At 42.8% G+C, this 23,732-nt stretch carries 19 protein-coding genes; 5 read left to right on the top strand and 14 right to left on the bottom strand.

Annotated elements, in window-relative coordinates; all coding sequences use genetic code 11:
- Positions 1-250: 250 nt before the first annotated feature.
- The 12 genes from NO992_RS15670 to tmk all read right to left on the bottom strand — a co-directional run bounded on the left by NO992_RS15670 (position 251) and on the right by tmk (position 15,849).
- The gene (locus tag NO992_RS15670; RefSeq protein WP_017217477.1) at positions 251-508 is read right to left on the bottom strand and encodes a hypothetical protein; all 258 of its coding nucleotides are present in this window, start codon (positions 506-508) and stop codon (positions 251-253) included.
- Positions 489-1,433, bottom strand: coding sequence for an ornithine cyclodeaminase family protein (locus tag NO992_RS15665; RefSeq protein ID WP_371378757.1), 945 nt, complete (start codon positions 1,431-1,433; stop codon positions 489-491). The genes NO992_RS15670 and NO992_RS15665 overlap by 20 nt, the downstream gene beginning before the upstream one ends.
- Positions 1,434-1,442: 9 nt before the next feature.
- Positions 1,443-2,531, bottom strand: coding sequence for a M24 family metallopeptidase (locus tag NO992_RS15660; protein ID WP_371378754.1), 1,089 nt, complete (start codon positions 2,529-2,531; stop codon positions 1,443-1,445).
- On the bottom strand, positions 2,528-3,526 hold the full coding sequence (locus NO992_RS15655) for a proline racemase family protein (RefSeq protein ID WP_371378767.1): 999 nt from the start codon (positions 3,524-3,526) through the stop codon (positions 2,528-2,530). Before NO992_RS15655 ends, NO992_RS15660 begins: the two co-directional genes overlap by 4 nt.
- Before the next feature lie 95 nt (positions 3,527-3,621).
- Complete coding sequence (locus NO992_RS15650; protein WP_371378751.1) at positions 3,622-6,606, bottom strand: TonB-dependent receptor domain-containing protein; 2,985 nt, start codon at positions 6,604-6,606, stop codon at positions 3,622-3,624.
- A 316-nt stretch (positions 6,607-6,922) separates the two neighbouring features.
- Positions 6,923-7,432 (bottom strand): YgjV family protein, encoded by a 510-nt coding sequence (locus NO992_RS15645; protein WP_371378748.1) that lies wholly within the window; start codon positions 7,430-7,432, stop codon positions 6,923-6,925.
- Positions 7,433-7,490: 58 nt separating this feature from the next.
- Positions 7,491-11,120, bottom strand: coding sequence for an ATP-binding protein (locus NO992_RS15640; RefSeq protein WP_371378764.1), 3,630 nt, complete (start codon positions 11,118-11,120; stop codon positions 7,491-7,493).
- A 215-nt stretch (positions 11,121-11,335) separates the two neighbouring features.
- The gene (locus tag NO992_RS15635) at positions 11,336-13,174 is read right to left on the bottom strand and encodes an alkaline phosphatase D family protein (RefSeq protein ID WP_371378745.1); all 1,839 of its coding nucleotides are present in this window, start codon (positions 13,172-13,174) and stop codon (positions 11,336-11,338) included.
- Positions 13,158-13,952: a TatD family hydrolase gene (locus NO992_RS15630; protein WP_010604674.1), complete on the bottom strand. Its 795-nt coding sequence runs from the start codon at positions 13,950-13,952 to the stop codon at positions 13,158-13,160. Before NO992_RS15630 ends, NO992_RS15635 begins: the two co-directional genes overlap by 17 nt.
- A 7-nt stretch (positions 13,953-13,959) precedes the next feature.
- Positions 13,960-14,283, bottom strand: a complete 324-nt coding sequence (locus tag NO992_RS15625) for a PilZ domain-containing protein (protein ID WP_017217485.1) — start codon at positions 14,281-14,283, stop codon at positions 13,960-13,962.
- An 11-nt stretch (positions 14,284-14,294) separates the two neighbouring features.
- Positions 14,295-15,203, bottom strand: a complete 909-nt coding sequence (gene holB / locus NO992_RS15620; RefSeq protein WP_371378742.1) for a DNA polymerase III subunit delta' — start codon at positions 15,201-15,203, stop codon at positions 14,295-14,297.
- Positions 15,196-15,849, bottom strand: a complete 654-nt coding sequence (gene tmk / locus NO992_RS15615) for a dTMP kinase (protein WP_371378739.1) — start codon at positions 15,847-15,849, stop codon at positions 15,196-15,198. The genes holB and tmk overlap by 8 nt, the downstream gene beginning before the upstream one ends.
- A gap of 243 nt (positions 15,850-16,092) precedes the next feature.
- On the opposite strand from tmk, the gene NO992_RS15610 reads away from it, so the two are divergent.
- From NO992_RS15610 to NO992_RS15600, 3 genes are all read left to right on the top strand, one after another.
- The gene (locus NO992_RS15610; RefSeq protein ID WP_371378736.1) at positions 16,093-17,280 is read left to right on the top strand and encodes an extracellular solute-binding protein; all 1,188 of its coding nucleotides are present in this window, start codon (positions 16,093-16,095) and stop codon (positions 17,278-17,280) included.
- On the top strand, positions 17,255-19,405 hold the full coding sequence (locus NO992_RS15605) for an ATP-binding protein (RefSeq protein ID WP_371378733.1): 2,151 nt from the start codon (positions 17,255-17,257) through the stop codon (positions 19,403-19,405). The genes NO992_RS15610 and NO992_RS15605 overlap by 26 nt, the downstream gene beginning before the upstream one ends.
- A 253-nt stretch (positions 19,406-19,658) precedes the next feature.
- The gene (locus NO992_RS15600) at positions 19,659-20,102 is read left to right on the top strand and encodes a hypothetical protein (protein ID WP_017217490.1); all 444 of its coding nucleotides are present in this window, start codon (positions 19,659-19,661) and stop codon (positions 20,100-20,102) included.
- 240 nt (positions 20,103-20,342) lie between these two features.
- On the opposite strand, the gene NO992_RS15595 is transcribed toward NO992_RS15600, so the two are convergent.
- Complete coding sequence (locus NO992_RS15595; protein ID WP_010372530.1) at positions 20,343-20,771, bottom strand: organic hydroperoxide resistance protein; 429 nt, start codon at positions 20,769-20,771, stop codon at positions 20,343-20,345.
- Between the two features lie 188 nt (positions 20,772-20,959).
- Between NO992_RS15595 and NO992_RS15590 the strand changes: the two genes are divergently transcribed.
- A complete protein-coding gene (locus tag NO992_RS15590; protein ID WP_371378729.1) occupies positions 20,960-21,391 on the top strand; it encodes a MarR family winged helix-turn-helix transcriptional regulator in 432 nt (143 codons plus the stop codon).
- 19 nt (positions 21,392-21,410) lie between these two features.
- On the opposite strand, the gene NO992_RS15585 is transcribed toward NO992_RS15590, so the two are convergent.
- Positions 21,411-22,301, bottom strand: coding sequence for a LysR family transcriptional regulator (locus tag NO992_RS15585; RefSeq protein ID WP_371378726.1), 891 nt, complete (start codon positions 22,299-22,301; stop codon positions 21,411-21,413).
- A gap of 107 nt (positions 22,302-22,408) precedes the next feature.
- Here NO992_RS15585 and NO992_RS15580 point away from each other — a divergent pair, with 107 nt between their 5' ends.
- On the top strand, positions 22,409-23,611 hold the full coding sequence (locus NO992_RS15580) for an MFS transporter (RefSeq protein WP_371378723.1): 1,203 nt from the start codon (positions 22,409-22,411) through the stop codon (positions 23,609-23,611).
- Positions 23,612-23,732: the final 121 nt, after the last annotated feature.

Genomic DNA, 23,732 nt, shown 5'->3' with positions numbered 1-23,732 from the left:
AAATGTCAGAGCCCTTTCGAAACTCAGTAGCATTACTAAAGTTGGGTCAACTGAAGCTAAAAAAGTTGGTTGCACATCACACTGCTGAATCGAAATGGGGCAGAAACGTATTAATACCGCAGTCTGCACCTGACCAATAGCTGAAATGTCAGAATTTATAGCGTTCTATATTTGTACTCTGTCAGGTCAAAAATTAGCGCTTATTCACTTAATTGTGTTCAATTGTGTTCACTTACTTGAATAAGTCACTTTACTCACTTGGATGATAATGGCGAATACCATTGTCATCCACCATGACGTAACAGCTATCGTGGTTTTGAAACGCTTTGTAAAACACCTCGTCATATAGGAGCTTTTCACTTTTCGTTTCGCCACCAACTCCTTGATAACTAACCAACATATGACATTCGTGACAAATAAGCGGATTCACCAAGCGCTTATCAGCAGCTTTGACTACTGCGGTTACTTCATACACTTTACCGTGCTCTTTATTTTTGAACCAAGTCATACACTAATTTCGCTCCAATTAAATCACTCAGTGCTGTTCCTACAGACTTAAACAAAGTAATTTCATTCTCTTTACTTCGACCTAGGTTATTTTTAGTCATTTCGCTAAGCTCTGCAACCACCTTATCTGGGCTAAATTTACCTTCACTGATCGGTAACAACAATTCGCCCGCCTCGTTCAATACATTGGCGCGACTATCTACAAAAACGCGACTCTTAGTTACCGTTGTGGTATCAATTTCTCGACAATCTTTATGGTGATTGCCAATGCAATCTATATGCGTACCATCGCTCAACCACTCTCCATTGAACAAAGGCGTATGACTGCCTGTTGCACAGCCGATCACATCTGCTGAAGCAATAACAGACGCGGTTGCCTCCTGATACAATGAAAATTCCACTCCCTGATGCTGCGAGGACAATAGATCCAGCAACAAGCGTCCTTTTTCAGGATTACGTGCAATTATTGAAATTTTACTATAATTTCTAACACTTAAATGCGCATTAATCATGTAACTGGCTAAATTGCCTGAGCCAAAGAAAACCAAATGTTTAGCATGTTTAGGTGCTAAATACTCCGCGGCTAATGCTGACACAGCAGAGGTTCTCCACAACGTTACTTCGGTGCCGTCCACAAGCGCGAGCGGCTCGCCGAACTGTCTGGAGAACAGCATGATTTTTGAGTAAAGGCTGGCTTTATCGTGCTGGTTGTTATCAGGGAAATAGGTAAACGCCTTTACGCCAATCACATCGGCATTCCAAGCAGGTAAAACAGCAAAAGCGTCATGATTGCTGTGACTATCATCTAGCTCAAAAACTTGCCGTGTTGGTGTACCTGCTGGTTGCGCAAAACCCTGTTTAAGCGCCTGAATTAAGCTTGGGTAATTGAGGCTATCCGCGACTTCTTGGCGAGTAATAATTTGCATCATCATTCCTTAGTTTGTTAGCTGAAATACTTGTGGCGCGTGGGTTAAGCATTCAAAACCATTTTCAGTCACCAGTACATCTTCTTCCAAGCGCACACCACCATAATTTGGAATGTAAATACCCGGCTCTATGGTAATGATATTGCCAGCTTCTAATTGGTGATCGACCCCAGGTTTAATAAACGGCTGCTCGTGTAGAAATAGCCCCACACCGTGACCAAGTCCCTCACCTGCGTATTGTGAAAAGTCACTATGACTCAACACATCGTGTGATGCGTTATTTAAATCTACACAGTTAACGCCCGCTTTTATTAGCGCCAACGCAGCTCGCTGCGCATGTTGGACCGTGTCATAAATGGATTGTTGTTGCTTCGTCGGCTCCCCTAACACGTAACTTCGCGTCATATCAGAGCGGTAGCCGCTTATCACCGCACCAAAGTCGATAAGTACTAAATCGCCTAGGTTAAGTTTTGTCTGTCCTGGGTTTCCGTGCGGTAAGGAAGAGCGTGCACCAAATAATAGGATTGTGTCAAAAGAGAGTCCTTCGGAGCCTAGCTTTTGCATCTGATACTCAAGCTCAATTGCCGCGTCTCGCTCAGTGATCCCTACTTTTAACAAAGGCAGTGTATGGGCAAGCGCCGAGTCAGCTATCTCGGCGGCGCGTTTAATACAGTTAATTTCATCACTATCTTTAACTTGTCTTAGTGATTCCACCCAAAGCGGCGCGGCGATAAGCGTGGTATTTTTTGCGCTGATGTTTAATGAGACATAATCTGCGTGACTGATTTGATGCGCTTCAAATGCAAGCTGTCGCGGCCCATCCAATAATCTAAAAATACAATCAGGTAGCGTTTCTTTATCACGATTTCTTAAAATAACTTCGACTCCAACCGCTTCATTGCAAGCACGCTCATAGTAACGATAATCGGTGATGAGTCGGTGTCGCCCATTTGAAGACATCAACAATGTTGCGGCATGGCCGGTGAAGCCGGTTAGATATACAATATTCTCGTAGCCATAAATAATGATAGCGTCGCTTTGATGTTGTTGTAATTTATTGGCTAAGCGTTGCTGTCTGGCTGCGTAATCTACATTCATCGTAGTAAAAATCCTCTTATTAATGGATCGTGGTCGTCTAAAATAAATTGGTGTCGGCCTGTTATATAGGCCATGCCCGAAACTATTGGGATTAATGATTTACTATCATCACTAAGTTGATAACAAACATCTAAGCCCAAGCCTAATATACCTTCAATAAAGATATGCTGATTTGCGGCGAGCTCATTTCTGGCGGCAAGAATTGCAGCTCTACCACTGACCCCTGTCCCTGTTGGACTGCGATCTAATTCGCCATCGGCAAAAATGCACACATGCTTACTGTGAGCAGAGTCCGATTTTTGAGAATTGGAATAAAAAATCACACCATATAAAAATGCGAGGCGCGCATCGTCACACACTAAGCTAATCTGTGTTGCAATTTCTTGTTTAAGCGTTAAACCTAACTGCTGAATGTAAGCTGCATTTGCTGACGTAAGAGCTAAATCGATTTTATCAGCATCAATATAGGCATAAAACGCACCACCAAATGCAATATCAACTGAGATTAAACCAAATTCAGATGTCTTCACTTGCTTATCAAGTGTCACCACCTCTGCTGGTACATTAGCAAATTCAGCTTGGCCGTCTCTTAGCCATGCAGTAATTAGCCCAGCAGGCGTATCTATCAACAACTGCTTCTTTGCAGGATTGTGCAGTAAAAATAGTGTGGCTAAAGCAATAACCGCATGACCACACATTGTTGAGTACCCTTCATTATGAAGAAATAACACGCCAAAATCGCTTTCTGGTAACTGCTTTTCAACGATAAGCGCACCATACATATCAGCATGACCCCTAGGCTCATACATCAGCGCGGTGCGATAGTGATCAAGATTTTCTACGCAGTATTGCCTTTTATCTAAAATAGTGTTGCCTTGAGGTTCAGGGAAACCACCGACAATCACCCGCAAAGGCTCTCCGGCGGTATGCATGTCAACCGACTCTATTACTTTCGCGTGACTCAGTATCTGCTCCAAATCTATTGTTAACGTCATCATACTCTCCGTGACATGAAATAAGCCAAACACTTGGCTTGGCTTAAACCAAGAACTAGGTGCATAGCACCCAGACTTGGCTATCACCAGGGAAACTAGAATGTAAACCTTGCAACCAACGACGCGTAACGCTCAGTTTGTCGTAACGTTGTTATGCCGTAGTCAGGATTAACGATTAAGCCATTTGCACCATCTAAAGAGCGCTGTTCATTGATCCCAAGCGCTTTATCACTGTTTAGTAGGTTATAAACGGTGCCCTTGAGTAACAAGTCATGTCCCATGATATCGGTAGAGTAACTGAGTGATAAGTCTACCGTGGTTGCCCAAGGAAGATTACCTACACTACCACGAGGGGCTGGGTTACCGTTTTCGTCATAATGCGAAACATGGCCGTAATATTTACTCACGCAAGCATCCCAAGGGTTACCAGGCGCACAGCTATCTACACCGACAGGGTGTTTTGAGAAATAGTTAGTCGGGCGACCTGATGACGTTCTTGCAACCAGCCCCAGAGTTAACTCATCTGTGATATCGTAAGAACCTGATACTTTTATTGAATGGCGATGGTCGTTCGGCAAATTACCATAGCCGTGATCCATCAGATCCGCGTAATCATAGGAAGTTGTCCAACCTGGATCGGCCTGATCGTTATCGGTTTTCACTAAACCTTCTGTATTACCATAGCTATGTGACCAAGTATAAGAAGAATTAATCCGTAACTTGTCGGTAATATTGCCTTCTAAGGTAAATTCAAGTGCCAGATATTTACGCACTGCTTGTTGCAGGGCAAGCTCTTCTGCACTAAGTGTCACTTCATCGACTTGGCCATCGCCATCAAAGTCATAACTCATGGTGATCGCTTCACCCGGGTTATTTAGCACATAGTAAGAACCCTGACCGACATTGTCTTGGATACCGAGTTCGGCCAATTTCTTCGCAAGCACAGGGCCGACATCCGTATCTTCAACACTGCGTCCAAGATCTCGATAAATCGCCCTAACCCCAAATGCCATATCGTCAAAAATGGTGGTCTGGTACCCTAAGGTCAATTCATCAGAATACATCGGCTTAAGGGTGGACGAAGCTATCAAACCGGGCTCTGTAATTCCGCGTTGGCGCCAGCGTCTATCTCGAAGCATTTCCCCTCGACTTGGCGAACCATCACTCAATAAAACAGGATAACCATCACTGTCTACTTGATCTAGGTCGAAATACTCAAACCACTCTACTGAAGCCGAGCCTTGAGTGATGTTCATGTTGGCAGACACAGGTTGAAAGTATCGCCCGTAAGTAAAGAAAACTTTGGATTCGCCATCACCATTTAGGTCATAAATCGCTTGAAATCTAGGCGCAAGTTGGTTATCCATATCAACAAATGCTCTGCCGTCGGTAACGGTGTTTTCAAACTGACTATAACGCAGGCCCAGATTTAATACGAGTTGGTCGGTGACTTGCCAAGAATCATTCACGTAGAAAGCAAGCGAGTTAACCTCAGAGTCAACCGTCCGAGTCCTCACTCGGCGTTCAATATAATCTTGACCAAGTGCAGCACCGGAAATACTCCCTTCACCAGCGGTTTTAATTGTCCACCAGCCTTCCGCGTCTCCAAGACCATTTTGACCTTCAAAATAATCTACTGTCACTTTGGTGTAATCGACACCGAACAGAATGGAGTGGTAGTCCAAATCGATATTAAAATCTATTCTCGCTTGGTCACGGATAAATTCTTGCTCAGAAACACCGCTTGCCGTGTGGCTTGATAACGTTACCGTCCCTTCTCTTTCATCCCAAACTCCCGGTACGGTCGATGCGACAATGTTTTCTACATTTTCTGTGACTCGGCCAACTACCGCAGACACCGAGAAGAAGTCTGAAAAGTACCCATTATAGTTGATGCTGTAAACCTTACCGCCATCTTCACCTGGAGCCGCTACACCTTGTTTATCACCAATCGCATCACTTTCCCAATCATAGGCATAGGTTTGTCTCGTCCATTCTCTTTTGTTATTCATGGCTGAAAAACCGATTGAGTGGTCTTCATTGATGAACCAATCTAGTTTTGCAAACCAGCGGTCTTCATCTCGGCTTCTGTCATTGAAGGTCGTTTGTCCAGCCCAGCGATTAACCTCTCGTCGAGGCGCATACAGGCCATAGTAAAATAAGCTGTCTTCAATGAGTGCGCCACTCGCCCAGATTTGCAGTTCTTTGAACGAGTCATAATCTTGCTCAGTATTTATATTGATGGTGCCGTTATCTAAATAATTAGAGTCGTGATAACTATGGCTTGATGAAGGATCGACCCTCACTTCTGCGCCGAGGTTAAACTCGTTATCACCAGATTTAGAAATTGCATTAACTATCCCCCCTAATGCACCACCAAATTCAGGGCTAATTCCCCCCGTTTTAATTTGGGTTTGCGAAATAGCTTCCCAAGGCAAGCGAATTGAGCCTAAACCCGTTTGAATACTCGTGACATTTAGGCCATTAAAGTAATAGCCATTTTCTGCTGACGAAGAACCGCCAAAGCTTGATGCACCACGAAACGAACTACCACCAGGTTCAGCGGTACCCGGTGCGAGTAACGCGATACTTTCAAAGCCGGTGTTTACTGGCATGACTTTGAGCTCTGCGTCTGTAAAGGTTACGCCAGCCGTTGACGAGGCCATATCAACACGTCGGATAGCCGTACCAGTCACCGCTATCCGTTCTATATCCTGTCCTTGTTGTAATAGTTGAGCGTCTAAGATCAGTGCCTGTCCAATATTAAGCTCAACATCCTCTTCAATAACAGTTTCAAATCCTGCTTTATTAATTGACACGCTGTAACGGCCAACAGGCAGATTACGTAAAATGTATTCGCCCTTGCCATTCGTTTGTACAGCAAACTTCAGCCCCTTAGTTTTATGTGTAAAGGTCAATTGAGCCTGCGATAACTCAAGACCTTGACCATTAACAATGCTCCCTTTCACAGTACTATTGCCATCTGCAGCAAATGCAGTAGTAGTCCCCAATGCTAAAGCAAGTGCTGATGCTGTGAGTGATTTACACAGTGTTTGCGCTGTTTTTTTGTTATTACGCATATTGTTGTCCTTTTGTTCCCATTGATTTGAGTGTTTTTTTGGTAACGAACAAACAATACACAATAGATATATTGTATACAATATTATTTATGCAATTTTTACACAAATAGATATTAACATTATGATTTATATAAAGATTATTTATTATTTTTTTATTTCAGCGCGTTTTCGATACCACTTGTACTCAATGCGAATGGTTTGAAAAGTAGGTAGAGCCTCATCTAACCCAATGAATTATTTTATATATTTCTAATTTTATTAGTGTCTATACCAGTAAAATTGGATCCACTTCAACTCGGCTGCTAGCCAGAGCGTTTTACTCAACCTTCAACTTACTCGTTTTACGTTTCATATAAATTCGCCCTAGCCCAATCAAATTACTCACCAAAAAAGTACTTTCTAGCACAATCGCCATGGGTGAGCCGACATAGCAATTATGTATCAGCCAGCACACTGTACCTAACATCATCACACACCGAAATGCCACCTGCTCGCGAATAAATGCGCCAAATGTCAATAAGACACTACCAAAAGCAGCATAAAGTTCGTAACTTGCATTTAAATGTACTAAAGGTGGCACTGTATTGAGTAGTAGAAACCCGATAAGCAAGCGCTTTGACTGCGATTTGATAAACACCAGATATCTGAGGCTCGCAACCGCCATAAGCAAAGCACCAGCCATAGCATCAAGTAGATAGAAGTGAATTGCAGTAAGTGCAGTCGACAAGCTTAGTGCCAATAACACCTGCTGGCGTTTCATAAATTGAAATGAGGCGAGATCGAGTAAAACAGCAAGGGTAACCAAAACTTGAGATAATAAGAACATGACAAACTCCTAAAAGAAGCATTGTCACAGGCCGTTAGCTTGCAGTAATTCACCTAAGTTAATTTTCAGCCATTATTTTCTTGAAAGGTACTTTTATTGTAATTTCGACACCTTGTAATTTCGCCGTTTTACAGCGGATCTCCCCTTTTAAAAGTTGCGTTACCAAATTATAAACAATATGCATGCCTAATCCGCATCCGCCTTGATTACGTTTTGTGGTTACAAATGGCTCAAACAAGGTCTTTTGCATTGCTTCGTCCATGCCGACACCATTGTCGCGGTATACAATAGTCCAGTGGCTATCTGTCGCCTCAACTAACACGCTGACTGTGCCAGAGGCACTCCCCTCAAAGCCATGGATAACGGAATTGTTAAATAGGTTTGCCATTATTTGATAAACCGCGCCTGGATAGGTGGAAAGATTTACACCAGCATTCCCATCTATAGACAAATATACTTCTTTATTTTTAGCCAATGGTTTGAGTGAATCGAATACATCATTGATATATTCAAGCAGGTTAATATCACGCTCCGTCTCACTGGATTGATCGACTGCGACTTGCTTAAAGTTACTAATAAGGCTTTCTGCTCTTTGCAGATTGCGACTGATCAGCAGATAGCCTTCTTGCTGTGCATCGATGGAGGTGACCAAATCTTTTTGCTTAAGAGTTTTATTCTCAAGCTTTTCTACCAGCTCAGATAAACAGTCTTCATTATGCGAAAGTGCGGTGATAGCTATACCTAACGGGGTGTTGATTTCATGCGCAACACCCGCAACCACAACACCCAAAGAAGCCATTTTTTCACTTTCAATCAAGTCTTCTTGCGTTTGCTTTAACTCAAACATTGCTTGCTCAAGTTTCTGATTCTTTTTATATAGCTCATCGGTGCGCATCGCGACTTTTATCTCAAGTTGCTCGTTTAACGACTGCAAGGCTTGTTGATGTGCTTTCAAATCAGCAATATCTTTCAGTGCCCCCGCTATCCGCGTTGCTCTACCATTGTCATCTCGGGCCACCACCTTTCCTCTATCTAATACCCAGATCCACTCTCCTTGTTGATCTTTGACTCGAATAGACAGTTCATACACGTCTTCTCGTCCGTCGACACAGGATTGCAGACGCTCCTCAAGTAACACACAATCCTTTGGGTGTACAAACTGGTCAAGCTCATTGAGAATAAGTTTATCTTGGAGTTCACTAAAGTCGATCCTTGGATTCACGCTGTAGCGATAAATTTTACCCGACTCAACATGCCAGTCCCAAAGTTCGTCACCACTCGCCCACAACGACAACTCCAACCGCTCTTGTAGCGCAGACATTTTCTGATTATCCCGCACTACTTGTTGATAGCGCCGCTGTCTCGCTCGAACAAATGCAGCGATGATCAGCACAATGACTAAGGTGTAAAGGGTTTTCGAGTAGGCATTCCACCAAATTGGCGCGGCGATATAAATACTAAATTCATGAACGGGCGACTGCATATTAAAGCGATTTACGGTATAGGTTTCTACTCGATAGGTGCCGGGCTCAAGCTGGAGTAAGTTTATTTGCCGCGCTCCATTTGCAAGTTTTAACCATTTGTCGCTTAATCCTTTAATACGGTAATAAAAGTTCAGCTTCTCAGAACCAAAATCCAAGCTTGAATATTGTAGCGATATAATATTTTGGTCATAACGTAGCCGCAATGAACCCGCAAGCTCCGGTGCGACCGTGAGGATCCCCTCGAGACTTGGCTTTAATGGCTCGCCTAGTAATTCGATTGTGGAGACCAAAATAGGTCGCGCGGTATTTGAAATTGATACATTCTGAGGAAAAAATTGATTAAAGCCTTTGGCTCCGCCCATAAAAATTCGGCCATCAGGGGCTTTCCACGCGGCATTGTAGTTAAACTCATGTGCCTGTACTCCATCAATAGGTAAAAAGTTGTCAATGGCAAAATCCATTACATTGACGCGCGACAGCCCACCACTGGTGCCAAGCCACATGTATTCGTAGTCATCGTAAACCAGACCCCACACGGCTTGGTTTCCTAGTCCCTCTTGCTCACCAATAGTACGGACAACTTTCATTTGTTTATCAACTAAACTAATACCCGCTTCACTTGCAACCCAGATACGTTGCCATGGATCTTCATCTATCATAAAGACCAAATTCGACTTTAAGCCATCCTGTGTGGTGAGGTTATGAAGCTGACCTTTGTTAAACCTAAACAACCCCTCACCAATAGAACCAAACCATAGGTCCTGTCCGACCACTTTAAACGACGACACGTGTGAAGGCGCATCTGAACGATTTTCAAAAAACTGCACTAAGGTTTTCGACTCTTCGTCGTACCTCATAAGACCTAGCGTCCTTGAACTCACTAAGATCTGAGATTGATACTCAATGACATCATTAAAACTGAGTTCTGGGCCATTATCAGAGTCTGGCATCAAATGGCTGTATTCTCCTTGTGTTAAAGCGTATCTAACAACGCCATCTCCCCTTGTTGTTACCCACAAGGTGTCATCATAAATCTTTACTTGGGTGATAAAGCTTCCTTTGATTGCAGATAAACTCGGGAAAATTCGATGCGCTTCGATAAAGCTCGATTTTTGATAAATATATAAACCGGATGACGTACCTATCCAAAAACGCTCACTACTGTCTAATGCGAAATTCCTAACATCTGGATGCCCCAAAGGCGCGTGCGGAAAGTTTTGTTCACCAACATGGCCAAACGACTCGCTTAGTTGACTAAAAAAGTGCAGCCCTTGTGATTCCGTGCCAATCCACAAATCACCATTTCTATCTCGTTGAACACTCAGAACATTGTTGTCTTGTAGTCCGTCATATTGCTCTGCACGACGATACCAATGACGTTTGGTATTACCTTGCAGGTCTAAAATAAACACACCTGTATTGGAAGCGACGAGTATTTCATTCGCTCTGACTTTAATTTGATGAATGCTGAGGTTTACTTTCGCGCTGACCGACTTTTGCCATTGCACTTTATTGAACTGAGTGTCGAAACTAATGATTTTATCATCCGCGTCAACCACGAATATCCGTCCGTGGGAAAGCGACAGTGTTTTAAACTCACCTTCCAACAGAACATTGGCTCCGACTTTGTCTTTTGGCTGACTAACTAGGCCATCTGCATTGAGGTAAACAAATGCATCCCTTGTTTCTTGGACTTCACGAACAAATTTACCGGTTAAATAGAGCTTTTCAGGCGTTAAGGTTTGGTAGTTAACCCGGTAAGCGTCGCCTTCTTCTGTTGATACAGTGACTGATTCACCATAACAGGCCACTTTTTTCACTCTATCTGAGCTAACCGCCTCATTCTGCGCTGCTAAGATAGAGCGAAAGGTCCCCGCTTCAGTATCGTAAATGCTAAGCCCTGTACTTGTTCCAACCCAGATATATTTACCACTGTGGCATAGTGAGGTAATAAAGCCACCAGAGAGATGATGTTTGGAGTTCTGTTTTACTTCAAATTGAACAAAATCATGACCATCAAAACGATTTAGGCCTGACTGTGTGCCAACCCAAATGTACCCGAGTTGATCTTGCGTAATGGCAGTTATCGTGACCTGACTGAGGCCAGAATTATAGTCATAGCGTCGCATAACCTGCGCCGTATCGCTAAATTCGGGAAAACTGGCAGCACAAGGAAAGCTCGGTAATAACAATAGCAGCACCACACAAAACCATTTCAGTGTGCTGTATGGTACAACGAACAAATACATGCGCTTGAGTAGAGTCATATAGTCGAGATGTTAGCCCGCGTTATATTAACTATAGCAAAAGCGAAAAAGAGCATGTGTTTTTTGATGGGTTTAGCGCATCATGCAAGCATACATGCGCTACCGAGCTAAGCTACAAATAGCTAAAAACGGTGTATTCAGCCTTCGAGGATTTATAACTCAAAATGACTGTGGATCCCCGAGCCGTGTAGTAGCTCATACTTTTCTAGCAAGCCGTTTTCAAGCGTTACTAAGCTAATCGCAGAGTCTGACACCAAATAGCCATGTTTTTTTAGTGAAGAAGGATGCTTACTTACAGATAGCTGCCAACGTTTCGTAAAGAGATTCAGAGGACTATATTTGGCATACAAAATCGTGTCCATCTTATCTAAAATATTGATAAGCGGCTTTGGAAATTCATTTTTTATTCCTGATGCAGTTAACTGCCAAATGCGGTTATCATGACGACCAAAACGTGTCTGAACCGAAAAGCAAAACGAATAATGTACATCGCCGGAGAGTATAATTGTTTCTTTAGGTGTATCTGGACGCTTAAAAATTTCAATGAGCTTTTTTGCAGCCCCTTCATGTGCCATCCAATTTTCCACATCCACCATCAGTGGCTCACCACAGGTGTTAAATACAGCTTGTATGGTTTCTATTGCCTTTACCCCAAATACTGGCGCTGGGCTTACCATCAATACTGCACTGTGGTCAATAAGCGTGTCTTGCAGCTCCATCAACATTTCCCAGTCGAGTAAACCACTTGGTTCATTGAAATCCTGTTCATTACGCCAGCGGTGTGTGCGAGTATCTAGCACCACCACTTTTGGAAACGTATCTAAACAATAGTGCCAGTGTGTGAATCGACGAACTTGTTTGTCAAACGCCGAAAAGTGCCATTCGTTGTCAATCAGGCTTGAATTAAAACCTGATGTCAGCGCCCCGCTATACTCAAACGCGTCATTGCCAATGCCTTGAAACAGCCAATAGCTAATGATGCCATTACTGATTATACGGCGACTCACTTTATGGTTTGCAATTGCCTGTTCCCATTTAGCCGTCAAGTTCCAATCATCGGTCACATCATGATCATCAAACATCATTAATACAGGCACGTTCGCACACAACCGCTCAGCACTAGGCAACGTTTCGACAAAGCCTTTTAGGGCGTCAAGTTCGGACTCAAATATTCGCCTAACTTTGTCGTTACCACCATCATAATGAAGCGCATCAAAGTTAACCAACTGCCAAGCAAGATGAGAGAAGTTTAGCAGGTAACAGGCGACAAACTCTTCGAAGAAAATTAGGTGATTAAAGGCCTTAACACTAGAAAAGTGCGGTTCATCCTTTCGAAACCAGTAGCCCGGTGAAAACTTTGAGCGCTCCTGCCATGGCGTCTTCGGTAAATATAAATGACGATGGTAAAGCTGAGCTTGCTGATCAGCAGGTAGGTGCATTGGCAATTTGGTTTCTTTAAACAAACCTAGCCTTGCTATAAGTTGATGAATAGCCAACAACATGGCGCCGGCAACATCATCTGCATAGATCTGATCGCCAGAAAAAATACACAAGTCAGCGCCTAACTCACCAAGCTCGCGTTGCTGCTCTTGCCACTGATCTGCAGTATGTAGACTGTCTTTTGCGTGGTGATGAGGATTACGGCATGAGCCATGTAATATTTGATTCAGTTTAGCAGGTATCGCAAAGCTAAGCTCTTCTCCGTAACGCAGGTAATCTGGCTTATACGAAGCGCCGTTAATGAGCACTTGATACTCAAGCAGCTGCGCTGTTGGCAGTGCCTCCTCGCTACATATCATCAAAAAATGCAAAAAGCAGGCTGCACCGAGCTGAAATGTCTCAACCTCACATCGACTTTGATGGGCCAATAGCGAAGCCGAGATGTCCACGGTTTCACAAGTAACAATCTGAATACAAATTTTATTCTGCTCAGCTCGGCGAACCAGCGGGCCCATCAACACCTGAGGTAGCTGATTAAGTTGTGCTACCATCTTGGCGTTTCACCAAATTAAATAAAGAGTAAAAGTTATTCGTGGTTTGCTCTGCAAGCGCTTTGTAGCTCACTCCTTTTAAGTCAGCAATATAATATGCAACGTCTTGTACATACGCAGGCTGGTTAGTTTTGCCACGATGCGGTACAGGCGCAAGATAAGGTGAGTCGGTTTCAATCAGCAATCGGTCCATAGGGATTTGCTTAACGACTTCTTGAAGCGCGGTCGCATTTTTAAACGTCACAATACCTGAGATTGAAATGTAAAAACCAAGGTCTAGTGCCTGCTTTGCCATCGGCCAATCTTCGGTAAAACAGTGCAGCACGCCACCGCAATTTTGCGCATTGTGGGCACGCATAATGTCTATCGTGTCCGCTTTTGCATCGCGAGTATGAATGATCAGTGGTTTTTGTAGCTGATTAGCCACATCTATGTGTCCGGCAAAGCTTTCTTGCTGTACCTGATGCGTATCTTTTGAATAATAATAATCTAATCCAGTTTCACCAATAGCAACGACTTTATCATTACTCGCCAGTTGCACTAGCCTTTCAACATCCAATTTATCTTTTTGATCCAGTGGATGTACCCCACAAGATGCAGAAACATCATCAAAATGGGCTATTTTTTCTAACATGGATGGAAATTGGTCTAGCGTCACGCTAACGCATAAAAAGTGTTCTACTTGTTTTTGTCTCGCGTTGCTGAGTACTTCTTCAAGGCTTAGGCCTAACTTTTCAAAATCGAGTCTATCTAAATGACAGTGAGAGTCTACAATCATACTGGCTCTACATGGTGTAAGTTGGTTTATCTGAATGCAAAGTTGCACCCAAAAGCTTATTTATTTTATCGTTAAGAGCTGGCGCGTCAACAAACGCAACGCCAACCCCTGGTGGATTAGAATTTTGCGCGCCTTGCGGTGTTAACCAAGCAACGACCACGTCAACTTCGTCCGCTTCTAAGGCGTCAGGCAAGGTAACTCTGAGCTTTAATTCTTGCCCCATATCAAAATGGGCGTTGGACTTGATAAATATGCCACCGGATTTCAGAAATGGCATATAACAACGATATAGCTCATCTAAATCTTCAAAATCCGCAAGTAACTCTTGCATGCACCACCTCTTTATAGCTGTTTTTGTAAGGCAAAAAGTAAATTAGAAATGCTAAGGTTTTGATTTAACCCTAACACATTTTTCTGTTCGTACATAAACCGATGTACTAAGCTCACTAAGTCTTGATATTGGCTAAAACTCAAACCATTCCCTTGTGTCATCGCCCCTTTAAGACGGTTTAGCAAAAAACGGGCGAATACGTCGCTCATTGCGCTGTGCTTTAATAAAATCTTTTCAACCGTTTGCGCACTCTCTACTGTTAATTGATTCGCCGCGTGATAAAGCGCAGTCACATCGTCAAGCGCACCTTCTTGTTGCCACGTTTCGATAATAAATGGCTGTAGAGAAAATTCATCAAACCAAGGGAAATCACAAGCGACATTTTTAGCTGCCAGCCACTGCGCGGCCTCTGCTTGATTGGGCGAGTGAATCGCCACTTTATTACAGCGGCTCAAAATGGTGGCAGGTAACTTACTGTCATCATCGCTGGTAACGACCAAATAACGATTAGCATTTGGCTCTTCAAGTGTTTTTAACAGCGCATTAGCGGCTGAATGGGTCATCAAATGCGCGTGTTCAATCAACGCGACTTTATTGCCACCTTGCTGCGCTGAATGGTTCAAGAAATGCGTAATCTCTCGAATTTCGTCCACCCCGATTGATTTTCCCTCAGGTACTACACTCAGTCTATCTGGGTGATTACCAGCTAAGTTCAAGTTACACGGCTTACATTGCCCACAGGCAGTGAGATTTTGTGGATGTGAGCATAAAAGTGCATCTGCCAAGTGCGCCGCAAGCAGAGACTTTCCTACGCCTTTTTTACCCGATAACAACTGAGCATGGTGCAAACGACCATTTTGCTGTGCCCGAGCAAGATAACTCAAAGCGCCGCTGTGCCAACTTGGAAGCAAATTATTCATTGCCATCCACTGTAAGGTGTTTGGCTATCAAGCTATCAAGCAGTTCAATACTTTGCTCAAGTACTTGTGCTTTAGTTTGACTGGCATCAATCACAGTGAATCGTTCAGGGTCATTTTTCGCTTGAACGAGATAACCCTCACGTGCGCGCTGCAAAAATTGTTGCTTTTCATCCTCAAGTCTATCTAACCCCTCACCTCGCGATTTAACTCGCTTTAAGCCCTCTTCAGGATCCAAGTCCAAAATCAAATTCATGTCTGGACGAAAACCGCCGAGCGCAAGCTGATTAATGGTTGTGATGGTGGCAAGATCTAGTCCTCTTGCATAATGTTGAAAACTAAATGTTGCAGCGTCAAATCGATCAGAAATAACGACTTTGCCTTGCTCAAGTGCTGGAATAATTTTTTCACGAACGTGCTGAGCACGCGCGGCCCCAAACAACATAAGTTCCGTCATGTCAGCCATTTCCGGGGTTGAGGGATCTAGAATGATTTCTCTGATCTTCTCTGAGATCTCTGTTCCACCGGGTTCACGAGTCATCACAACTTCAATACCACGTTGTTTTAAATGCGCTTCCAATCCGGTAATAACCGTTGTTTTTCCAGCGCCATTGCTGCCATCGCAGACCAGCATAAACCCTTTTTTCATAGCAAGGACGTACTCATCATTCTTATTTGGCTGTTATTTTATCGTGTTTTAGTGAATTATTCACGGCTGAAATAGAATTGAATTGCCTAGTAAATTGAATTTGTCATTCTGAAAATAATTTAAAACAGAAAAATTTGGTCTACAATAACAAGCACATCCGATTAGTTTTATGTAAGAAATGCCCCATGCCGAGCAACATTAACATGCCTTTTACTTTTAGGCCCATAAAGGAAGCGTACTGATATGCTGGGTAAAATGCTTTGCTTGGTGTTCATGTTACTTCTTCTGGTTTATAGCCCAGTCAATGCACGCGCAAGTGAACCGCCAGAGATAGATGTCGCGGTAGGACTTGAAAACTTTGATTTTCAGCCATTATTTGAAGAATTTAGTGCAAAGACGGGTATTAAAGTTAATATTCTTGCCTTTAACAACAATCAGTTAAAAAGCGAGTTATTGTTGTATGCAGATGCCCTGCAGTTACCAGATGCCGTTATTATTCCAAGCGATTATATGGGATTGTCAGAACTGCAATTTTCTCAGGTGCCTGAGTCTTGGTTAAGCAAAAAGCTCACACAAAAAGTCATCGAGAACAGTAAGGTCAATGGTGAGCTTAAGGGCGTACCAATTATGTACGGTAACCATCTTGTACTCTACTTTAACCGTGCACTTGCGCCACACCCTATTACCGACTTACAAACCTACGCACAGCAAGCGGTAGCAGACAAACCTACGCTCGGCTGGAATTTTTATGAAATGTATTGGTTTGTGACCTTTGCAAACGCCCTTCAGCCTAATCTCATTCAGGCCGGCGCGCCACAGCTTGACACCAAAGCGATGCGCCTCGCAATTTCCAATTATCAATCACTACTCAACAGCGGGATCATAGACGCTGACTGTGTATACCAATGCTTAATGAATCGCTTTAAGACCGGCAAGCTTGATTATTTTGTGAATGGAATTTGGGCATATCGTCAACTTAAAGACAAGCTTAAAGACGACCTAGCCATCGCGCCTTTACCGAGGTGGGGTAATCATCAGCTGATGTCTCTAGCATCGTCTCATGTACTGGCTTTTCCTGCCAATGGCATAGAATCTAAAAAAGGTCCGCATCTAAAGCTGCTTGTTGACTTTATGCAAAGCCAGAAGGTACAAGATAAACTATGGGATGAGCTCAATGCGCTGCCAGCAAACGGCGACAGCTTAGCTGAACTTACAAAGCGCGGCGACAAAGCACTGTCTCAACTGATTGCCTCTTTGCAAGAAACCTATCCACAACCGAATGAACCTATTATGGCCTATATTTGGGAAGCCATGTTAAAGGGACTAACACGCTATCTAGGTGGTGTGTATAGTGTCGAAGAAACGACGCAATATATGCAATTTATCGTCACAAAGTCGGGACAGAATGAAAGCAAATCGCAGCATCGTTGATGAAATAAAAAGAAAAATTACGGCATTATTCTCTCTCTTCCTCGTTGTACTGGTTGCGATGGTTGGCTTTTCCCTGATGCAACAAAAAGCAACCTTAGAGCAAGAAGACGTTAAACGCACTGGCGCAAGCCTTATCAGCGATTTTAAAGCGCAAGTCAATGAGCTTATCTATCAAGTTGCACCATTAAGTGAAGATCATATTTTATCTACCTTACCGAGTGATTTACTGTTTACTCAATACGCGGTTAAGGCGCTAACTAACTTAGTCGACAATACCGACATGGTAAAATCTGCGTTTATCAACGATGGCTCCGTCTTTACCGTAGAGGGATATCCGTTTGACACCCTACGTTGGAACAACTCTGTATTTAGCGAGCATGCTCACAAGGTCCTCTCGCAACAGCGGCGCACTTTAAAAATCGACAAACTTGTTGTCCCCGTTGAAAGCATTGAAAAAAAACCGTCTGATCAGGCCAAGTTGTTTCTTGCCATTCCCCTTAGACAAAAATTATCATCGTTAATGCGTCCCTATAAATATACAGGTGTACTTTTCCTCGAAGTCGATCTTGAACCATTTTTAGATTCCAATCAGGGAAAAGGTTCTATCTGGCTCACCAGTCGAAACCTTGTGCTTGAGGGAACACATTACTCAAATGCTACTGAAGGTGTGTACCGCAGCCCTATTTATTCACTAAAAGACGATTTTGTAGAACTTGATTTACAGCTACAACGAGAAGCCGAAGTATACAGTAACGACATTTTACGCGCAGTGTTATACATAGTGCTTATTGGGTTGATGCTAGTGGTATTACTCACCTGGTATTTACGCCGATTAGCAAAACGGTTGACCAATCCGATGCAAGCACTTGAACGCCATTGTGAACGACTGAAACGAGGACATTACGTTTCTGCGGAAAGCGAATTTGAATTTAGAGAATTAAGAACACTTCAAGTGACCCTTAACCAACTTGCGAAACAAATCAAAGAGCAGATCAGCTCTCTTGAAAGTGAAAAAGTGAAAGCACAGAGTTCAGAGCGAGCAAAAAGTCACTTTTTGGCGAACATGAGCCATGAATTAAGAACGCCACTTAACGGTATTTATGGTGTATTTCAGTTAATGAAGCACCATAGAAATGCAGCAGACTCCAAAGAACTCATTGCACAAGGCATGACATCCACAGAAACATTACTTAGCTTACTCAATGATTTACTTGATTTCTCTAAAATTGAAGCTGGTGAATTAAAGATGGAATCAGCGGCGGTGGATATCAAAAGTATTGTCACTGAAGTAAAACAAGAGTTTGTCCATACTGCCAGTGCTAAGCAAATCGACCTGATTATTCATACTGAGGAACTCGCTAACCCCTATCGACTTGGTGATTCGCTGCGTTTGAAGCAGATACTGAGAAATTTGATATCCAATGCCGTTAAATTTACCAGTGACGGCTCTGTAACCGTTATACTCCAAGATGGCGGTAAACATCTCTCCATCCGTGTAATAGATACGGGCGCCGGTATTTCCGAAGTCGCGCTAAAGAAGCTATTTAATCGTTTTCAACAGGCTGACTCGTCGACCACCAGAAAATATGGAGGAACCGGTCTTGGACTCGCAATTGTAAAACAACTCGCTGAGTTAATGGACGGCCGTGTTACGGTGACGAGTCAAGAAGGTATCGGCAGTGAGTTTACAGTTGAACTCGTACTCGATATTTGCGACGCACCAGAACAATCTATCATGCAAGACTTGCAGGCTATACCCGCCTTGAAGGATAAAAACCTGCTGCTTGCTGAAGATAACCCACTTAATCAAAAAATATTTAGTGCCATGATTAAACCAACTGAAGCGAATCTTGTCATAGCTCAGGATGGTGAAGAAGCGATTGCGCTTTATCACGAATTGAAACCTGATATCTTTTTTGTAGATATTCAGATGCCAAAAAAAGATGGCCTAAAAGTGTGTTCAGAAGTCAGAGAACAAGATAAAACAACCCCGCTTGTTGCCGTCACAGCCAACGTGATGTCAGGTGATTTAGAAAATTATCAGCAACTTGGGTTTGATAATTGCGTCGCAAAACCGATAGATATGAAAAAACTTTATGAAGTGATAAATACGATTGTGAGTTAACGGTCAATTTCGTCCCATTTTATGTGGCTAGATGTAATAAGCTAAATTGAAGAAAGTTCACTTAAGTTACAATTGAATAACATCGTAAAATTCTTATAATCCTTGTCTGAAATTAGAAAGTGCAGACATTCACCTCAGGTAAACTTCTTCTTGTGCAACATTTAATTAGCATTCAAGGCTTTATACCATCAGCATTTTTACCTGCGCTCGTTGCATAGTTTCATCGAGTGTAATTTCATAGGAGTCAAAAGGAATGACAACCATTGTCTATAACGCAAAAACAGCAGAAATAGCCTGTGATAGTAGAACCACTACCGACAAGATCATCGTTACCGATAACGCCCAAAAGTGGTTTGATTATCATGGTTGGAGAGTGTTTTGCACCGGGCAAACATGCGATATATACAATTTGCAGCACAATTTTTTAAATAATCAGTTTGATACAATTGAGAGTCTGGAATTCATTAAATACCACCCCAAAAAAGGCGTATGGTATGGTTGTGTAAAAAGGGGCACCTGTAAATCTGAACCCTTAGCGCAATCTTATGCCATCGGCTCAGGCCAACAAGCGGCAATGTTTGGTCTACTCAATGGCTATAATACGGTGGAAATCGTTGAGCAAGTTAAACGTGTTGATTTTAGAACGGGTGGTGATATTCACTGCTTTAAAGTTACCGACCCGTTAGAAAACACATAAGCCAGCGTCAAAATACGCTGGCTTAGGGTCGCTTGAGTTAGTTAACCTGAGCTTCGGATAATTAATGCCTTTCTAGCAGCCAGTTTTAACGCTAACTGCGTTGAATTCACTTCCAATAGCCAGCTATTGGTACGTAAATTCGCCTTGTTATCCTCAAAACTCTCTGGCTAGGTAAGAAGATAATTTAAGGTGATTAAAAAACAGTTAGTTAGTTCATTCCTTATCCAAACCTCAGGTTAGTTAAATAACTGAAAGCTCAACCGCGATATTGCCACGAGTAGCATTTGAATATGGGCAAACTTCGTGAGCTTTCTCAACAAGTGACTGCGCCGTGTCTTTGTCTAAGTCGCCAACCGATACCGCCAATTTCACCGCTATCCCGAAGCCACCTTCAATTGGCCCAATAGACACTTCAGAGTTAATATGTGTATCTTCTGGCAACTTCACCTTTGCTTTGCCTGCCACCAATTTTAATGCGCCAATAAAACACGCCGCATAACCTGCTGCAAACAATTGCTCTGGATTCGTCCCTTGCCCGTCATCACCACCTAAGCCTTTTGGTGTCGAAAGTGCAACATCAAGACGACCATCATCAGACTTTGCCATACCTTCTCGGCCACCTGTGGCAGTGGCTTTCGCCGTATATGCAATACTTTGTAGTTCTTTCATTTCGTTCTCCTAAGTTTGTGCTTGTAGAGTACTCACCTACACCCTAACGCAGCGAGGCTTTACTCTAGATGAAGTAAAATCAATTAAACATTTATTTTGCACACAAAATAATAGGATCAAATTTTTAGAATTGCAAATACTTTGTATGCAAATTAAAATATAGCTTAGCTACTTTGCAGGAATATGTGATGAACTACCCACAACTAAAACTAGACGCTCAAATCTGCCACCGCCTCTACATGGCTTCCAATGGTATTGCCCGTGCTTACCGAGCATCTTTACAAAAGCTCGACTTAACCTACCCTCAATATGTGGTGATGATGGCACTTTGGGAGAAAGATGAAATCAGCATTGCTGAGTTACTAGAGAAAACCGCCATCGATGGCGGTGCTATGACGCAAATCTTAAAGAAAATGACTGACAAAGCCCTGCTTTCAATCGTGAAAGACGAGAAAGATAAGCGCAAACGAGTGGTAAAACTACAAAGTAAGGGGCATGATCTGCAACATCAAGCTGCCACAATTCCCGAGCAGATCCGCTGTAAGTTTCCAAGTATCGACGAGCAAAAAGCAAAAGCACTTATTGAATTACTAGATTCGATCAATGGTGATTTGGATTAAAGTAGAAATCAATAGATGGTCATTGTAGCGCGCGTTCTAAATGTGCCAAAAACGCTGATATTTTTTTGGCCAGATGTTTACGCCCAGCATAGAACGCATAAAGCACAAGATCTTCCGGTTGCAGCTCTAACTCGATTGGTATCAGCGCGCCTGACTCAATTTCTGCCTTACAGGAGTTCAGTGGCAAGATTGCAAACCCAACCCCAGATAGCGCGGCAGACTTAGCTATAAACCCACTGTTGACTCTGAAGTTTGATTTAACATTCACCGTCGTTAATCTTCCTTCCTTGGTGGTAAATATCCAGGGCGTACCGTTTACGGCGGTAAGGGTTGATATACAAGGAAAAGAGTGTAAATCTTCTAATCTATACGGCGCAGAATGCTTTTCGAGCAAGCTAGGAGCTGCCACCACGACGCTTGGTAGTCGAGCCAGCTCTTTAACCACCCAATTGCTATCCTCAAGCTTGCCACGATGAAAGTAGAGCACGACATCAAAGCCATCTAATAGGTTTTCTCTTGGACTCAGGCTAGTGTCACAACTTATTGATATTAATGGATGCGCAGCGCAAAAGGTTACTACTGCTTGACCAAGAATGGGGATGTCGGGCATCACTATACGCAAATGCCCCATTGGCGTAGAAGCATGTTTACTCACCTCTCGCAATGCATCCGACAGCGAATCGATTAACGGCTTGGTACTCCCATAAAGCTGCTCACCCGCCTCTGTTACTGAGATCCGCCTTGTCGTTCGTTCCAACAATCTTGCATCAAGCTTCTCTTCAAGTAGTGCGATGTGACGACTTACGTTGGAGGTCGGGATATCCAGAAACTCTGCTGCTTGTTTGAAGCTTAAGCATTCATAAACACAGTGGAAACTGTTAAGCCACTGAGGGTCAATCTGATCAATCATTTTATTAGCCCAAAATATGGGTTTATCAATTCAATAATGGACACTTTATTACCTAATTAAGGCTAATACAATCAAAACTTCTTTGTTTATATCAATTAAGGATGTCCATGTTTTCAGCTTCAATGACCACCTTAGCAAGCCCAAAAGCGAAATTTGGGTTATGTTTTGTCATCCACTTTTTAATCGCATTAGATGCATTAATCATCGTGCCCTTTAGTGCAGAAATGGCGCTAAGTTCAAACACCAGCCCATCAAATTCAGGACTACTGGTTTCAGCTTATGCAATTGCCGCTGCTTTCACTTGTTTATGGGTGCGTGGTACCGGCAACCTCTCAAAGGAGAAATACAAGGTCTTTATTTTTCTGTCAGCAACCACATTGTTAACCTTGCTTACTTCAGCACTCGAGAGTTTTTATACCCTGCTTTTCGTACGTGCATTAACTGGCATTTGTGGCGGCGCACTGGTAGTACTCAATCTCAACTTGGTGATCCAGATAAGCCATGAAAACGATAAGAAAAAGGACACCGCGATACTGCTGAGTGCTTTTCCACTCGCCTTGGCAATTGGGATCCCTGCTCTATTATTTATCACAGCAAATCAAGGCTGGCAGTTGGGGTTCATGATACTAGGAAGTGGCTTAGCCATTACAGCGCTATTATTTACATTTATTTTTCTCTCAAACATAAAGCAAGCTTCGCAAAGCAGCGATAGCAACCTAAAGCCAGTCAACACATTTCACCCGACCAAAACCCTTAAATATGCTCTATTCATTGCATTTTTTGTGGTGCTAAGTACATTTGCAATTTCAACTCAATTTCCGGTGATGCTAATTACCAACTTAAGCATCTCAAGCTCGATGCTAAGCGCATGCTATTTGTTAAGTGGTGTGTGTTCGTTTACTGCAGTTCAGCTATACGCTCGAAGTAAGCTAAACAATCACACAACCTCATACTTAATTTACTTTCTTAGTGGCTTGATGATATTGACGGTCTTGTTTGGTTTTACGATAAGTTCAGTTATTTTTGCAGCCGGACTGTTTACCCTGTTTGTGATTGCAAGCGCTACCCGCTCTATGATCTTAGTGACAGAACTCATAACCTCACTTCACGCAGAAGAGCGCAGCACCTTTATTAGTATGCAAAATGCGATACAGCACTTTGCGATAGCCTCTGGCGGCACCATTGCAAGTTTGCTAGTCATGCCCTACGAAAACCACACACTTAATTTTAATGTCTTGATTGTTGTCTCAACCCTATTGATAGTTATAACGGTTGTTATGTGGAAAAACTTTCAAAGAAAGCGCTTTTAATCGCGATTTAGTGATTGCTCAATAGATAATTGGACAGCTTGATAAAGCAATAAGTGATGTCACTTCCCCAATTATCGCTTTGATCTGCTTTAATAACACAATCCGCCATGGTTACGCCTTA

Origin of the sequence: Pseudoalteromonas sp. DY56-GL79 (genome assembly GCF_041414765.1) — a bacterium.
GTDB lineage: Bacteria > Pseudomonadota > Gammaproteobacteria > Enterobacterales > Alteromonadaceae > Pseudoalteromonas > Pseudoalteromonas piscicida.
The sequence above is the reverse complement of the archived record's forward strand: the minus strand, read 5'-3'. Positions and strand labels throughout refer to the sequence as shown.